Annotated in this window: 14 protein-coding genes; 10 read left to right on the top strand and 4 right to left on the bottom strand. The window is 61.7% G+C overall.

The annotated features are described in order from the left end of the window. Positions 1–103 precede the first annotated feature (103 nt). Entirely contained in the window at positions 104–1,432 is a 1,329-nt protein-coding gene (locus tag HX807_RS05660; protein ID WP_080673292.1) for an OprD family outer membrane porin, read from the bottom strand. A gap of 161 nt (positions 1,433–1,593) precedes the next feature. Beyond that, on the bottom strand, positions 1,594–2,484 hold the full coding sequence (locus tag HX807_RS05665; RefSeq protein ID WP_177049465.1) for a LysR family transcriptional regulator: 891 nt from the start codon (positions 2,482–2,484) through the stop codon (positions 1,594–1,596). Between the two features lie 119 nt (positions 2,485–2,603). On the opposite strand from HX807_RS05665, the gene HX807_RS05670 reads away from it, so the two are divergent. Then, on the top strand, positions 2,604–3,335 hold the full coding sequence (locus tag HX807_RS05670) for an SDR family oxidoreductase (RefSeq protein ID WP_003211871.1): 732 nt from the start codon (positions 2,604–2,606) through the stop codon (positions 3,333–3,335). A gap of 177 nt (positions 3,336–3,512) precedes the next feature. Beyond that, positions 3,513–3,761, top strand: coding sequence for a hypothetical protein (locus HX807_RS05675; protein ID WP_003211868.1), 249 nt, complete (start codon positions 3,513–3,515; stop codon positions 3,759–3,761). Between the two features lie 3 nt (positions 3,762–3,764). Here the strand turns inward: HX807_RS05675 and betT are convergent, their stop codons facing one another. Then, positions 3,765–5,726, bottom strand: a complete 1,962-nt coding sequence (gene betT / locus HX807_RS05680; RefSeq protein WP_003211865.1) for a choline transporter BetT — start codon at positions 5,724–5,726, stop codon at positions 3,765–3,767. Between the two features lie 449 nt (positions 5,727–6,175). Then, complete coding sequence (epsC, locus tag HX807_RS05685) at positions 6,176–7,102, bottom strand: serine O-acetyltransferase EpsC (RefSeq protein WP_003211862.1); 927 nt, start codon at positions 7,100–7,102, stop codon at positions 6,176–6,178. 166 nt (positions 7,103–7,268) lie between these two features. Here epsC and HX807_RS05690 point away from each other — a divergent pair, with 166 nt between their 5' ends. The 8 genes from HX807_RS05690 (at position 7,269) to HX807_RS05725 (ending at position 15,821) form a co-directional block, all read left to right on the top strand. Then, the gene (locus HX807_RS05690; RefSeq protein ID WP_003211860.1) at positions 7,269–8,261 is read left to right on the top strand and encodes a D-cysteine desulfhydrase; all 993 of its coding nucleotides are present in this window, start codon (positions 7,269–7,271) and stop codon (positions 8,259–8,261) included. A gap of 231 nt (positions 8,262–8,492) precedes the next feature. Beyond that, positions 8,493–9,287: a cystine ABC transporter substrate-binding protein gene (gene tcyJ, locus HX807_RS05695; RefSeq protein ID WP_003211859.1), complete on the top strand. Its 795-nt coding sequence runs from the start codon at positions 8,493–8,495 to the stop codon at positions 9,285–9,287. Beyond that, positions 9,287–9,952 carry a cystine ABC transporter permease gene (gene tcyL, locus HX807_RS05700; RefSeq protein ID WP_003211857.1) on the top strand — a complete coding sequence of 222 codons (666 nt, stop codon included), beginning with the start codon at positions 9,287–9,289 and terminating at the stop codon, positions 9,950–9,952. Before tcyJ ends, tcyL begins: the two co-directional genes overlap by 1 nt. A gap of 3 nt (positions 9,953–9,955) precedes the next feature. After that, positions 9,956–10,702: an L-cystine ABC transporter ATP-binding protein TcyN gene (gene tcyN / locus HX807_RS05705; RefSeq protein ID WP_134325540.1), complete on the top strand. Its 747-nt coding sequence runs from the start codon at positions 9,956–9,958 to the stop codon at positions 10,700–10,702. A gap of 337 nt (positions 10,703–11,039) precedes the next feature. Continuing rightward, positions 11,040–11,825 carry a hypothetical protein gene (locus tag HX807_RS05710; protein ID WP_003211852.1) on the top strand — a complete coding sequence of 262 codons (786 nt, stop codon included), beginning with the start codon at positions 11,040–11,042 and terminating at the stop codon, positions 11,823–11,825. A 183-nt stretch (positions 11,826–12,008) separates the two neighbouring features. After that, complete coding sequence (locus HX807_RS05715) at positions 12,009–13,250, top strand: SfnB family sulfur acquisition oxidoreductase (RefSeq protein ID WP_008435817.1); 1,242 nt, start codon at positions 12,009–12,011, stop codon at positions 13,248–13,250. 25 nt (positions 13,251–13,275) lie between these two features. After that, a complete protein-coding gene (locus HX807_RS05720) occupies positions 13,276–14,469 on the top strand; it encodes an SfnB family sulfur acquisition oxidoreductase (protein WP_008435819.1) in 1,194 nt (397 codons plus the stop codon). Continuing rightward, positions 14,469–15,821 carry an LLM class flavin-dependent oxidoreductase gene (locus HX807_RS05725; RefSeq protein ID WP_177049466.1) on the top strand — a complete coding sequence of 451 codons (1,353 nt, stop codon included), beginning with the start codon at positions 14,469–14,471 and terminating at the stop codon, positions 15,819–15,821. Before HX807_RS05720 ends, HX807_RS05725 begins: the two co-directional genes overlap by 1 nt. Positions 15,822–15,845 lie beyond the last annotated feature (24 nt).

A 15,845-nucleotide genomic window follows, 5' to 3' on the forward strand; every position in this document is an offset into this window, starting at 1 on the left:
CTCTCTTGGACTTGGGGCAAATAAGGCCCGGGAATAAGCATATTCCCGGGCCTTTTAAGCAGCTGAATCGCTTAAGTCTGCCTATCCCTTTTACAGCAAAGTCCTACCAGAGTGGAACGACGTAGCTTACATAGAAGCGGTTTTCATCTTGCACCGTGGCACCGGTGATATCCGGGCTGGCGTGGGCATTTCGCCAGGTTACGCCGAGGCCTTTGAGGGTGCCGGTGGGCACCTGGTAAGCCACGGTGACGTTACGTTCCCATTCACTGGTAGTGCCTTGGGTGGTGCGGATGTCATCGCCGTGTGCGTAGGACGTGGCGAAGGTCAGGCCGTTAAGGCCGAGTTTGCCGAAGTCATATTTGTACTGCGCCAGCCAGGTGCGCTCGCCGGCATGCTGGAATTTGTTCAGTTGCATGTTGGTGAGTGCCGGGGTGTCGGCGCCCGAGCCCGGGCCCTGGTTGCTGGCACCGCTGTTCAGGCCGGAATCCAGGTACGGGAAGTCGCTGTCGCCGCTGTTTTTCTGGATGCCCAGGCCGACGGTGTGGCCGTCCAGGCTGTAGCTTTCCAACAGGCTGACGGTGGACTGGTTGATGCGGCCCTTGGAGGTGCCATCGCCGTAGAGACCCGCAGCCGAATAGTCTTTGTCGCCCGCGGCGTTTTCACCCACACCCAGGCTGCGGTACAGGCGCACGTCGGTGTCGATCGCGCCGACAGGCAAGGCGTCATGACGCTTGGCACCGAGGAAGAACTGCTGGTAGTAATCCTCAAGGTTGGAGTACCACAGGCTGACGGTGGTGTCCGGCAAACCTTTGTAGTCCGCGCCGCCGTAGAGGAAGCGATCGCTCTCTTTGGTGCCGCCGGCGGTGATCATGCCCTGGTCGCCGGTTTCGTTGCGGATCTTGGTCTTGAGGATGTCACCGGCGGTAAAGGTGAAGTCGGTCAAGTCCTTGGAAACCAACTGCACGCCGGTGTTGGTCTGCTGGTACAGGCGGCCGTCGGTGTTGGCCAGCACCGGGTTGTTGCCGTATAGCGTACCGACGCGCAATTCATCCTGGGCGAAGCGCATCTTGAAGGTCGGGCTGAGCACGCCGAACTGGTCGGCCGACTTGCCGTTATCCAGCGGGAACATGCTGCCGGGGTAGCGGCCCTGGTGATCCTTGTCATTGAGGTCGCCGCCGGAGTCCAGTTTCAAACCGTAGAACGCCTGCAGGTCCAGGCCAAAGCCGACCGGCCCATCGGTGTAGCCGGACTTGAAGTTGAACTCAAAACCCTGGCCCCAATCGCGGATGCTGTGGGCCTTGTTATTGCTGTTCACCACATCGCGCCCCTGCTGGTTGAGGTAGCGGTTGAGCAGGGTCACGTCGGCGTGGCTGTCATCGATAAAATCGGCGTGGGCGGACAGCATAAAGCTCGCCATGGCGGCACCCACCATGGGGCTTAATAACGTCTTCATTGGTACCGGTCTCCGTCACTGTTCTGAAATGAAAGCGTCAAACGCTTCACACAATTAGGCGATGGCCATGTGACAGTTCGGAGTCAAAACACCCTTTACCCGGATGAAATTAAATTTAAGAAACCCAGTAAAGACGCGGGTTAGCGGGCAGTGGCGAAGATTTCGGCGAGCCAATCGACGAACACTCGCACCCTCGGCGACATGTGTCGGTTTTGCGGGTAGAGCACCGAAACCGGCATGGGCGGCGGTGGTGTATCAATGAGGATTTCCTGCATCACGCCCTGGTTGATCAGCTCGGCGATGCGGTAGTGCGGGCACTGGATAATGCCCAGTCCGGCGACTGCGCTGGCGGCATAAATCTCTGCGCCGAACACCGACAGCGCCCCCTCGATCGTCACTTCCTGCACCTGGCCGTCGACCATGAATTCGAAGGGGAACAGCTTCGCGGTGGTGCGTGAAACATAGTTCACCGCACGGTGCTCGCCCAGGTCGGCGAGGCGCTTCGGCTCGCCGTATTTGCGCAGGTAGGCCGGGCTCGCGCAGGTCACCTGGCGCAGCGTCGCAACCCGGCGACCGATCAACGCCGAATCCCCCAGGGTGCCCGCCCGCAGCACACAATCCACGCCTTCGGCGATCAGGTCGACGAAGCGGTCCGCCTCGCTGATGGACAGCTCGATTTCCGGGTAGCTCGCCATGAATTGCGGCAGCGCCGGGATCACGAAGTACTTGGCCAGTGTGCCGTGCAAATCCACCCGCAGGCGGCCCTTGGGGGCCACCGAACGGAAGGCCAGTTCCGCCTCTTCCAGCTCCGCCAACAGTTGCACACAGCGCAGGTAGTAGGCCTCGCCATCCAGCGTGGGGCGGACGCGGCGGGTGCTGCGCTCAAGCAACCGCGTGCCCAGCCAGGCCTCGAACTGGTTGAGGGTGTGGGTCAGGGTGGCGCGCGGCAGGTTCAGGTCATCGGCCGCCAGCGTGAAGCTGCTGCGTTCGTAAATCCTCACGAACACTTTCATCGCTTTGACCTGGTCCACGGCGCGTCTCCATTGTTGGCGATTCTTGAACAGTCAAGGCAACTCTGGCGCATTTATCGGGCTGGGTAAACATGTGAATCTGCTTCCACACCCAACCACTGCCCCAAGGAAACCCGATCATGACTACCCAAGTTGCTATCGTTACCGGCGCCTCACGCGGCATCGGCGCCGTGGTTGCCAGACAACTGGCTGCCGACGGTTATGCCGTCGCCATCAACTACGCCAACAGCGCCACCGAAGCGTCAAGGCTGGTAGTGGAGTTGCGCCAGGCCGGCCACCAAGCCATAGCGATCCAGGGCGACGTGGCCAGCGCCGCCGACGTCAAGCGCCTGTTCGACGAGACCGAAGCCCAGCTGGGCAAGGTTGATGTGCTGGTCAACAACGCCGGGATCCTCAAGGTGCTGCCGCTGGCCCAACACAGCGATGAGCTCTACAACCAGAACTTCGACATCCATACCCGCGGCACCTTCAACGCCCTGCGTGAAGCCGCCACCCGCCTGAACGACGGCGGGCGCATCGTCAATTTCTCCAGCAGCACCGTCGGCCTCAACTTCCCCGGTTATGCGGTGTACATCGCCAGCAAGGCGGCGGTGGAATCCCTGACCCAGGTGTTCGCCAAGGAAATGCGCGGCCGGCGCATCACCGTCAACGCCGTTGCCCCGGGGCCGGTGGCGACCGAACTGTTCCTGCATGGCAAAAGCGAAGAGCAGATCCAGGGCCTGGCCAAGATGGCACCCCTGGAACGCCTGGGCCAACCGGAAGATATCGCCCGCGTGGTGGCGTTCCTGGTGAGCCCGGCCGGTGGTTGGGTGAACGGGCAAATCCTGCGGGCCAATGGTGGTTTGGTCTGAAGGCCACGCAGCACTCACTCTACGACGCACTAATATTGTGGCGAGGGAGCTTGCTCCCGCTGGAGTGCGCAGCGCTCCCATCTTTTTTGGGGCCGCTGTGCAGCCCAGCGGGAGCAAGCTCCCTCGCCACAGGTTTGCTGTTCACGGAAAATCAGCGGGTATCAGGAGACTTCAGATATGCACACCGCCCTCGTCATCACCGCCGGCCTGATCCTCCTCGCGCTGATGCTGTTCATCGGCCAAAAGCTGGGCGTCAGCCGGCACATTCTGGCCTACAGCTTTGTCGGGATCTGGCTGGTGGTGTCGGTGGTGAACGGCGCGGTAGGTGTGGTCACTGCCGGCCAGCCCCTGGTCTCGGAGCTGGTGATCGGCAGCGGGGTATTCGGTGCGCCGTTGGTGGCACTGGCCCTGTTTATCAGGGCCTGAGCCTTAACGAACCAGGTGCAGGAACTGCATGTGCCGTTCGTACTGGTCGAGGATGTCGTTGATGATCTGCTCCTTGGTGTAGCCCACCAGATCGTAGTCCTGACTGCCCTCGCTCAAGTGCACTTCCGCCCGGTAGTAGCGGCGGTTGTTGAGCTGCTTGGAACCCATGCCGCCCCGTGCGAATGACGGGGTGAAATAGCCGCGCATCTGCACCTGATACACAAACGGGTGCTGCTCGCCGTGGCCGATCTCCAGGCTGACGCTGTCGTTGGCCGGGTCAGGCTGGGTGACGACGTTGAGGCCTTTTTCGACAAACACCGCCGTCACTTCTTCGATGGCCGGACGCACCGTGGTCTCGAGGAAACGGTACACCTCATCCCGTGACGGGAAATGCACCGCCTGGCTCAGGCGCTGGCGCCAACCGCCCGTGCCCTTGCGTGACCCCGATACCGGCGCGAGGGAATGCATCTGCGCAATCTGCTTCTGCGACTCAAGGTAGAACGCCTTGTGCAGCCCCCACATCATCAGCAGCAGGATCATCGAGAACGGTAACGAGGTCAGGACCACGGCCGACTTGAGCGAGTCGATGCTGCCGGCAAACAGCAGCGCGCTGGTCACCAACGCGGTCATCGCGCCCCAGAACACCCGCAGCCACTTCGGCCCGTCTTCATCGGCGTTGCCGCCTTTGGCCGACAAGGTCGAGAGCACCACCGTGCCGGAGTCGGCCGAGGTGACGAAGAACACGAAGCTGATAAACACCGTGACCGCGATCACCGTCTTGCTCCACGGGTAGGTTTCCAGCAGCAGGTAGAGGCTCATCGACGGGTCATCAATGGCCGACTGTCCCAGCGCCGTAAGGCCGTGGTTGAGCACCTGGTCGATGGCGCTATTGCCGAAGATCGACATCCACGCCAAGGTGAAGCCCAGCGGGATCAACAGCACGCCGAACACGAATTCACGGATGGTACGACCGCGGGAAATGCGCGCGATAAACAGGCCTACGAACGGCGACCATGCGATCCACCAGGCCCAATAGAACACGGTCCAGCCGCCCAGCCAGTCGCTCGGTTTGTCGTAGGCGTAGAGGTCGAAACTCTTGGTCGGCAAGGCGCCGAGGTAGTCGCCGATGTTCTGGATCAGGGTGTTGAGCAAGTGTTGGGTAGGGCCGGCGAACAACACGAACAGCAGCAGCGCACAGGCCAGCAGCATGTTGATGTCGGACATCACCCGCACGCCCTTGTCGACGCCGGAGACCGCCACCAGGATCGCCGCGCCCATCATCAAGGTGATGAGGCCGACCTGGATCCACTGGGTGTGGGCCACGCCGAACAGGTAATCGAGCCCGGAGTTGAGATGCAACACGCCAAAGCCCATGTCGGCGCCGAGGCCGAACACCGTGGCGATGATGCCGAAGCCGTCCACCGCATAACCGATGGGGCCGTTGATGCGCTTGCCGATCAGCGGGTACAGCGCCGAGCGCAACGCCAGCGGCAGGTTATGCCGGTAGGCGAAGTACGCCAGGGCCATGCCGACGAAGGCGAACACGCCCCAGCCATGCAGGCCCCAGTGCAGAAACAGGATCTGCATGGCCTGGCGCGCCGCGTCACCGTTCAGGGCCTCGCCCTGGGGCGGTTGCACCAGGTGAGTCAGGGGTTCGGACACGCAGAAGAAAAACAGCGTGATGCTGATCCCGGCGGCGAACAGCATGCCGGCCCAGGACAGGTAACTGAATTCGGGCTCGTCGTGGTCGGCACCGAGTTTGATCTTGCCGTAGCCCGATAACGCGGTGACCACCACGAAGACCAGATACAGGGTCATCGCCAGCATGTAGTACCAGCCGACCGTGTTGGCCGCCCAGTTTTGTGCGGCCAGCAGCCAGGCGCCGGCTTGTTCGGGAATCGCGATGACGGTCAGGCCGAACAGCAGGATGAAGCTCGCGGCGAAGTAAAACACCGGCGGGTTCATGCGGACCAGACCGCTGGAAGGTGTGGACGATGCACTCATGTAGGGCGCACCTCAAGGGTATGGGATGTGGCTGTAAAAAACGGACTCAGCAAAGGTAAGCCTCCTGTTGTGAGCGGGCAGCGAACCACCGATTTAACTTGAACGAACAGTCAAGTTAAACATGGATAGGGGTTTGAGGACTAATCGCAGGGCCGAGTGGTAGGTGTTTCCTACACTAGCTCAAGGAAAGGTATGACGTATGAGGATGACGAAACGTTCAGCGATTGCTGAGTGAAATACGGCTCGAATTTGGGTAGTGCGGCTCAAATTTGGAATGCAGACAAAATGTGGGAGCGGGCTTGCTCGCGAATGCGGCGTGTCAGCCAACACTTCTGGCGACTGATACACCGCATTCGCGAGCAAGCCCGCTCCCACATTGGATCTGTGTGATCGTTAGAGAGGGCGCTGCTCTATTTCTGCGTCCCATCATCATGCTGCAGATTCGCCTGGGTCAGGTTCGCCCCCGCCGGCACACTGCGCGTCAGCCACACATTGCCGCCAATGGTCGAGCCCTTGCCGATGGTAATCCGCCCCAGGATCGTCGCCCCGGCGTAGATCACCACATCATCCTCGACAATCGGATGCCGCGGATGGCCTTTCTGCAATTGCCCATCCTCATCCGCCGGGAAACGCTTGGCGCCCAATGTCACGGCCTGGTAGATCCGTACCCGCTCGCCGATGATCGCCGTCTCGCCAATCACCACACCCGTCCCGTGGTCGATAAAGAAGCTCGGGCCGATCTGCGCGCCCGGGTGAATATCAATCCCGGTCGCCGAATGCGCGATTTCCGCGCTGATGCGCGCCAGCAACGGCAAGCCTGCCCGATACAAGTGGTGCGCCAGGCGATGGTGAATCACCGCCAAAATCCCCGGGTAGCACAACAGCACTTCATCCACGCTGCGCGCCGCCGGGTCGCCGTGGTAGGCGGCGAGCACGTCGGTGTCCAACAGGCTGCGCAAGCCTGGCAACGCCAGGGCGAAATCCTGGATCAGGTGGATGGCATGGGCGTCGACCTCACTGTCATCCTGGCCGCCTTGGCGTGCTGCATACCGCAGCTCCAGCCGCGCCTGGGCGAGCAACGCGTTCAGCGCCACATCCAGGGTATGGCCGACGTAGAAGTCTTCACTTTCTTCACGCAGGTCCACCGGCCCCAGACGCATGGGGAACAGAGCACCACACAACGCCTCGAGAATCTGCGCCACGGCTTCCCGTGAAGGCAGCTCGCGCCCGCCCTGCTCGCCGCTGACCCGGCCGTTGCGGGTGCGCCACTGGTCCCGGGCGCTGCGCAGCTGGCTGACGATGGTCTGTAATTGCCAATGACTGGAACGCTCACTCACGGTCTTCACTCCTGACGAAATGCCCATCACTTTACGGCAAGGAACCTGAGCGTCCTTAAGAACCAATAGTGCAATGCTAATAACCCGTCGACATAAGCGATTGGCGGTTGCCGACGCAAAAGTGCCTGCCTATAGTCCCAGCATCTCTGACCACCCGTGCGTAGCCATGATCAAACAACAGCTCGACCGCTTTAACCGTCTGGAACTGCTGGGGGGCGCCACCGCCCTGGAAAAACTCGAGCGGCTGTCGGCCTGGCTGGGGCGTGACGTCTACGTCAAACGCGACGACACCACGCCGCTGGCGATGGGCGGCAACAAGCTGCGCAAACTCGAATACCTTGCCGCCGATGCGCTGGCCCAGGGTGCCGACACCCTGGTGACCGCCGGCGCGATCCAGTCCAACCATGTACGCCAGACCGCTGCGCTGGCCGCCAAGCTGGGCCTGGGCTGCGTTGCCCTGCTGGAAAACCCGACGGGCACCGAAGACCCCAACTACCTGGCCAACGGCAACCGCCTGTTGCTGGAGCTGTTCGACGCCAAGGTCGAGTTGGTGGAGAACCTGGACAACGTCGACGACCAGCTCAACGCCCTCGCCGACCGCCTGCGCAGCAACGGCAAGAAGCCGTACCTGGTGCCCATCGGCGGCTCCAACGCCCTCGGCGCCCTGGGTTACGTGCGCGCCGGGCTGGAGCTGGCCGGGCAGATTGAAGACAGCGGCATCCCGTTCTCCACCGTGGTCCTGGCCTCCGGCAGCGCCGGCACCCACAGCGGCCTGGCCCTGGCCCTGGCCGAAGTGCTGCCCGACCTGCAAGTGATTGGCATCACGGTGTCCCGTACCGACGAAGCCCAGCGCCCCAAGGTGCAGGGCCTGGCCGAACGTACGGCCGAATTGCTCGGCGTGCCGCTGCCGGACGCGTTCAAGGTGATCCTGTGGGACGAGTACTTCGCCCCCCGTTATGGCGAGCCGAGTGCCGGCACGCTGGCGGCGATCAAGCTGGTGGCCAGCCAGGAAGGCCTGCTGCTGGACCCGGTCTACACGGGCAAGGCCATGGCCGGGTTGCTGGATGGCATTGGACGCCAGCGCTTTGAAGAGGGGCCGATCATCTTCCTGCACACGGGTGGCGCACCGGCGTTGTTTGCTTATGATTCGAGCTTTTGATATTCCATAAAGAAATATCAATCTGATTTTATATTATTTTCAAGTCTTAAAAACCGGCTTTATAGTCGCGCCGTAGGCGAGCTTGATGGCGATACGCATGACTGGGCAGATCCAAAACACCGAGTTGATGCAATCGCGGGCAAGCCCGGCTCCCACACACGGCGCTTTTAAGGCAGGATACGACTACCGCGTCACCTGCATCGCTCAACATAAAAAACACAGGGGCTCTTCATGACTATTTCCGTATTCCGTCGCACGTTACTGGTTGGCACATTGGGGCTGGCGCTTGGCGCCGGGTGGCTCGGTCAGGCAGTTGCCGGCGAGCAGTTGGACAACATCAAGAAAGCCGGCGAAATCAAGATTGGCCTGGAAGGCACCTACCCGCCGTTCAGCTTCGTCGATGAAAGCGGCAAGCTCAGCGGTTTCGAGGTCGAGTTGTCTGAAGCGCTGGCCAAGAAGCTGGGCGTCAAGGTCAAGCTGCAAGCCACGCCGTGGGATGGCATCCTCGCCGCCCTGGAATCCAAGCGCCTGGACGCGGTCGTCAACCAGGTGACCATCTCCGATGCGCGCAAGGAAAAGTATGACTTCTCCAAGCCTTACACCGTCTCCGGGATCCAGGCGCTGACCCTGGCGAAGAACGTCGACACCATCAAGACCGCCGACGACCTGGCCGGCAAGAAAATCGGCGTGGGCCTGGGCACCAACTACGAACAATGGCTCAAGGAAAACCAACCGAAAGCCATCGTCAAAACCTACAACGATGACCCAACCAAGTTCCAGGACCTGCGCATCGGCCGTGTCGACGCCATCCTGATCGACCGCCTCGCCGCGCTGGAATACGCCAAGAAAGCCAAGGACACCGCCGCTGCCGGTGCTGCTTTCTCCCGTCAGGAAGCCGGTATTGCCCTGCGCAAAGGCGAGCCTGAACTGCTGGCCGCGGTGAACAAGGCTCTGGACGAACTGCGCGCCGACGGTACCTTGAAGAAGCTGTCCGAGAAGTACTTCAACGCTGACGTTACTCAATAATGGAAGCAGGTTTCCAACTCGCGCTGGACTCCGCGCCCTTTCTGCTCAAGGGCGCGTATTTCACGGTCATCCTTAGCCTTGGCGGGATGTTTTTCGGCTTGCTGCTGGGCTTCGGCCTGGCCTTGATGCGCCTGTCGCGCTTCAAGCTGTTGAGCTGGACCGCCCGCGTCTACGTGTCGTTCTTTCGCGGCACGCCCTTGCTGGTACAGCTGTTCCTGATCTACTACGGCTTGCCGCAAGTGGGCATCGAGCTGGATCCGATCCCGGCAGCCATGATCGGCTTCTCGCTGAACATGGCTGCTTATGCCTGTGAAATCCTGCGTGCCGCCATCGGTTCCATCGAGCGCGGCCAGTGGGAAGCTGCGGCCAGTATCGGCATGACCCGTGCGCAGACCCTGCGCCGGGCCATCCTGCCGCAGGCCATGCGCACGGCCTTGCCGCCGTTGGGCAACAGCTTTATTTCCCTGGTCAAGGACACCGCCCTGGCCGCCACCATCCAGGTGCCGGAGCTGTTCCGCCAGGCGCAATTGGTCTCGGCCCGTACCTTCGAAATTTTCACCATGTATCTGTCCGCCGCCTTGATCTACTGGATTCTTGCCAGCGTCCTGGCGCACGTGCAAAACCGCCTGGAAGCACGAGTCAACCGGCATGACCTGGAGTCTTGAAGCATGATCGTGGTTGAAAAACTGACCAAACAATTCAAGGGTCAGGTGGTGCTTAACGGGATCGACCTTGAGGTCAAGGAAGGCGAAGTCGTCGCCATCATCGGCCCCAGCGGTTCCGGCAAGACCACCTTGCTGCGCTGCCTGAATTTCCTCGAAGAACCCACCAGTGGCCGAATCAAGGTCGGTGACATCGAGATCGACAGCAGCCGCCCGCTCAATCAACAACAAAGCCTGGTGCGGCGCCTGCGCCAGCACGTGGGCTTTGTGTTCCAGAACTTCAACCTGTTCCCGCACCGCACGGCCCTGGAGAACGTCATCGAAGGCCCGATCGTGGTCAAGAAGATGCCCCGGGCCGCCGCAGATGCCCTGGGCCGCAAGCTATTGGCCAGGGTTGGCCTGGCAGGCAAGGAAGACGCCTACCCACGCCGCCTCTCCGGTGGGCAGCAGCAACGGGTGGCCATTGCCCGGGCCCTGGCGATGGAGCCGGAGGTGATCCTGTTCGATGAGCCGACTTCGGCCCTGGACCCGGAGCTGGTAGGCGAAGTGCTGGCGACCATTCGCAGCCTCGCGGAAGAAAACCGCACCATGGTCATCGTGACCCACGAAATGAGTTTCGCCCGGGATGTGGCCAACCGGGTGATCTTCTTCGACAAGGGCGTCATTGTTGAACAAGGCGAAGCCAAGGCGCTGTTTGCCAACCCGAAAGAAGAACGTACCCGGCAGTTTCTCAGCAAGTTCATCAACAACTAACTTGCGCCGATTCATTGTAAGAAGCTTCGCTTTATAGAGTTGCCGAAAGGCAACTCGCCTCTTAAGTGTTTTTGGGGAAACACCCTTTATTCATTGGGTAAAAGTCACCCTGAAGCACGCACTTGCAGCGCCCTCCCAGTAAGACCCTTCTGAATATTCCATAACCCCCTGTTTGCCCCGCCCAGCCTCTTGACGTCAACTAACCAAGCCTCTTATCTAACGCCCAGAGGATTGGATCCATTCTGGTTTTTTATTAAATCGTTTCTTTCGGACTACGTCGCCTGCCCGCGCCTGATGTCCGGAACGATTGCTGCTGGCTGCACCAAGGAGATTATTTATGAAGCGTATTTCCACCCAGGCGCTGCTCACTGCCCCGACCTTGCCCCAGGCCCATCGAGAAGGCATCAATGCCCTCGCTGCGACAAACCTGCAGGTCGACATCGCGCCTTACTGCGGCATGGACGAGGGCGACCTGATCGAGTTGTTCTGGAACAACTGCTTTGCCGCCTCCCGGCGCATCACCGCCGGCAAGATCGGCATGCCCACCAGCCTGCGAGTGCCGGAGAGCTTTGTGCAAAATGGCCCGGCACGGATTCATTACCGGGTCATGCAGGTCGGCCACGGCCCGGCGCGCTCGGCCATCACCCGGGTGCAGGTCAAGACCGACTACCCCGGCGGCATGCCCTCGGCACTGAGCCTTGATGAAAACCAGAACCTGGCCGCCGTCAGCCTGCCCGAGACCATCCGTCGCCATGGCGTCAACAGCAGCCAGATCCGCCGTGGCGTGCCCCTGACCATCGAGCCGTACCTGAACATGGCGACCGATGACGAGATCACCCTGCGCTGGGGTGACGTGCGCCTGGACCTGCCGAGCATCCAGGCTGGCGATGTGGGCAAGGCGGTGCAGGTGTGGGTGCCGTCGGCCATCATTGTCGAGGCTGGGGACGACCATCGCCTCGAAGTGACCTACTGCATTCTCGACCGGGTCGGCAACAATTCAAGCTGGGCGCCAGCCCGCATCCTGCGCATCGCCGCGCTCGCTCCCCAGGCCCCGACCAGCCCCGCCAGGGCCCCGCTGGCCTACCAACCCCGTCGCCCCGGCTCGCCCTGTGAACCGGGGTGACAGACCTTCTATGCATATTCCTAAAAGTTAGTTTATTAAAAAATTTAACACGCTTAGGGTATATGCACCGGACCACCGGACATTCCTGATTTTTTATCTTTTCAACGGATGTGAGGTAGGTATGGTCAAAATTACCCCGGTGCGTAACGCCAGGGCATTGCGTGCAGCCAAGGAGCGGCGCTGATGTCTAACTTGGCACAAACACCCCCCCAGAGTGATCTGGACGTTGCCCCGCTGTTGTTGCCCGCCAAAGTGCTGCGCAACGACGCCGAGGCCCTGAGCGCCGCCCACGAGCTGGCACAGGCCGCGCGCCTGCAAGCGGCCAGGCGCGATCAGCAACGCAAACTGCCCTGGGCTGAAATCGAACACTTCACCCGCAGCGGCCTGGGCAGTATTTCCATTCCCCGTGAGTACGGCGGCCCGCAGGTGTCCTTCGTGACCCTGGCCGAGGTGTTCGCGATCATCAGCGCGGCCGACCCGGCGCTGGGGCAAATCCCGCAGAACCATTTCGGCATCCTGCACGTGCTGCAAGGTGCGGCCAGCGAGCGCCAGAAAAAGCAGCTGTTCCAGAGCGTGCTGGACGGCTGGCGCATCGGCAACGGCGGCCCGGAACGCGGTACCAAAAACACCCTGGACCTCAAGTCACGCATCACCGCCGAAGGTGACGGCTACGTCGTCAGTGGCCAGAAGTTCTACTCCACTGGCGCGCTGTTCGCCCATTGGGTGGCGGTCAAGGCCTTGAACGATGACGGCAAAGTCGTCATGGCGTTCGTGCGCCGTGGCACCGAAGGCCTGCGTATCGTCGATGACTGGTCAGGCTTTGGCCAACGCACCACCGCCAGCGGCACAGTGCTGCTGGATCAAGTAGCGGTGGACGCCGAACTGGTGGTGGAAACCTGGCGACTCGGCGAAACACCGGGCATCCAGGGAGCAGTCTCGCAATTGATCCAGGCGGCCATCGACGCCGGCATCGCCCGTGGCGCGATCGACGACACCATCAGCTTTGTACGCGAACGCTCGCGGCCATGGATCGACGCCAAGGTCGAACGGGCCAGCGATGACCTGTATGTGATCGCCGATATCGGCAAGCTGAAGATCGAACTGCACGCCGCTGAAGCCCTGCTGCGCAAGGCCGGCCAGGTACTGGACCAAGTCAGCGCCGCGCCGATCACCGCGCAGTCCGCCGCACGCGCCTCGATTGCCGTAGCCGAAGCCAAGGTGCTGACCACCGAGATTTCCCTGCTCGCCAGCGAAAAGCTGTTCGAGCTGGCCGGCAGCCGCGCGACCCTCGCCGAATTCAACCTCGACCGCCACTGGCGCAACGCCCGGGTGCACACCCTGCACGACCCGGTCCGCTGGAAGTACCACGCGGTGGGCGCCTATCACCTGAACGGCACTTTACCTGCCCGACATTCCTGGATTTAACCGACCAGACCTCTGGAGAATACGCATGACCCTTTCTCATCACGTCGCGGTTATTACCAGCGATGAACAAGCCCTCATTGTCGCCAGCGACCTGGCCGAAGACTTCCGCCGCGACAGCGCCTTGCGTGACCGTGAACGCCGCCTGCCCTTGCCTGAGCTGGACGTGTTTTCCCGCTCCGGCCTGTGGGGCATCAGCGTACCCAAGGAGTTCGGTGGTGCCGGCGTTTCCAACGTCACCCTGGCCAAGGTCACGGCACTGATTGCCCAGGCGGATGCGTCCCTGGGGCAGATCCCGCAGAACCATTTTTATGCCCTCGAAGTGCTGCGGGTGAACGGCAGCCCGGCGCAGCAAAAACGCCTGTACGCCGAAGTGCTCGCCGGCCAGCGCTTCGGCAATGCCCTGGCAGAACTGGGCACCAAGACCGCCCACGACCGCATCACCAAGATCACCCGCGACGGTGACGGTTTCCGTATCACCGGCCGCAAGTTCTACTCGACCGGCGCGATCTACGCCCAACGTATTCCCACGTCCGTGGTGGACGAAAACGGTGTGCAGCAACTGGCCTTTGTCACCCGTGACAGCGAGGGCCTGAGCGTGATCGACGACTGGAGCGGCTTCGGCCAGCGCACCACCGGCAGCGGTTCGGTGGTGTTCGATAACGTGTGGGTCGCGGCCCAGGACGTGATCCCGTTCCAGAGTGCCTTCGAACGCCCGACCACTGTCGGCCCGCTGGCGCAGATTCTTCACGCCGCCATCGACACCGGCATTGCCCGCGCAGCCTATGAAGATGCCCTGCACTTCGTGCGCACCAAGACCCGGCCGTGGATCGACGCCACCAGCGACAAGGCCACCGAAGATCCGCTGACCCTGAAAAGCTTCGGCCACTTGAGCATCCGCCTGCACGCCACCGAAGCCCTGCTGGAACGCTCAGGCGAATTCCTCGACCGCGCCCAGGCCGACAGCAATGCCGACACCGTCGCGGCCGCATCCATCGCGGTCGCCGAAGTGCGCGCCCTCAGCACCGAGATTTCCCTGGCGGCCGGCAGCACCCTGTTCGAACTTGCCGGAAGCCAGGCGACCCTCGCCGAACACGGCCTGGACCGCCACTGGCGCAACGCCCGGGTACACACCCTGCACGACCCGGTGCGCTGGAAGTACTTTGCTGTGGGCAATTACTACCTCAACGATGAAAACCCGCCACTGCGGGGGACTATCTGATGGCGAAGAAAAAGATCCTGCTCAATGCCTTCAATATGAACTGCATCGGGCACATCAACCATGGCCTGTGGACCCATCCACGGGACAACTCGACCCAGTACAAAACCATCGAGTACTGGACCGAACTGGCGCAATTGCTGGAACGCGGACTGTTCGACGGGCTGTTCATCGCCGACATCGTCGGCGTGTATGACGTCTACCAGAACTCGGTGGACGTGCCGCTCAAGGAGGCGATCCAGCTGCCAGTCAACGACCCGTTGCTGCTGGTCTCGGCCATGGCGGCGGTGACCAAAAACCTTGGCTTCGGCCTGACCGCCAACCTCACCTACGAACCGCCGTATCTGTTCGCCCGGCGCATGTCGACCCTCGACCACCTGAGCCGTGGCCGGGTGGGCTGGAACATCGTCACCGGCTACCTCGACAGCGCCGCCAAGGCCATGGGCCTGACCGAGCAGGTCGAGCACGACCGGCGCTACGACCAGGCCGACGAATACCTGGAAGTGCTCTACAAACTCTGGGAAGGCAGCTGGGAAAACGACGCGGTGATCAACGATCCGCAGGCGCGGGTGTATGCCCAGCCGGAGAAGGTGCACAAGGTCGAGCACAAGGGCGAGTTCTATCAGGTGGAGGGTTATCACCTGTGCGAGCCGTCGCCGCAATGCACGCCGGTGCTGTTCCAGGCGGGCAGCTCCGACCGTGGGCTGCTGTTTGCCGGGCGCCACGCCGAGTGCGTGTTCATCAGCGGGCAGAACAAGGCCTCGACCAAGATCCAGGTGGACAAGGTGCGCGCCAGCGCCGTGGAAGCCGGGCGCAACCCGGACGATATCAAGGTGTTCATGGGCCTGAACGTGATTGTCGGCGCCACCGAAGAAGCTGCGTGGGCCAAGCACGCCGAGTACCTGAGCTACGCCAGTGCGGAAGCCGGCGTGGCGCATTTCTCGGCATCCACGGCGATTGATTTTTCACAGTACGAAATCGACGAACCGATCCAGTACGTGAAGAGCAACGCCATCCAGTCCGCGACCAAGAACCTGCAGAACAATGACTGGACCCGGCGCAAGTTGCTTGAGCAGCACGCCCTGGGCGGGCGCTACATCACCCTGGTGGGTTCGCCGGCACAGGTGGCGGATGAACTTGAATCATGGATCAGCGAAACCGGCCTGGATGGCTTCAACCTGACGCGCATCGTCACCCCGGAAAGCTACGTCGACTTCATCGAACTGGTGGTGCCGGAGCTGCAGCGCCGGGGCTCGTACAAGACCGCGTATGAGACCGGGACGTTGCGGGAGAAAGTCTTCCACCACTCGGCGCACTTACCTGAACAACACACCGGCTCCACCTACCGCCACTGAACCAAAATGTGGGAGCGGGCTTGC

The sequence above is a fragment of the Pseudomonas sp. D8002 genome (assembly GCF_013385695.1).
Lineage (GTDB): Bacteria > Pseudomonadota > Gammaproteobacteria > Pseudomonadales > Pseudomonadaceae > Aquipseudomonas.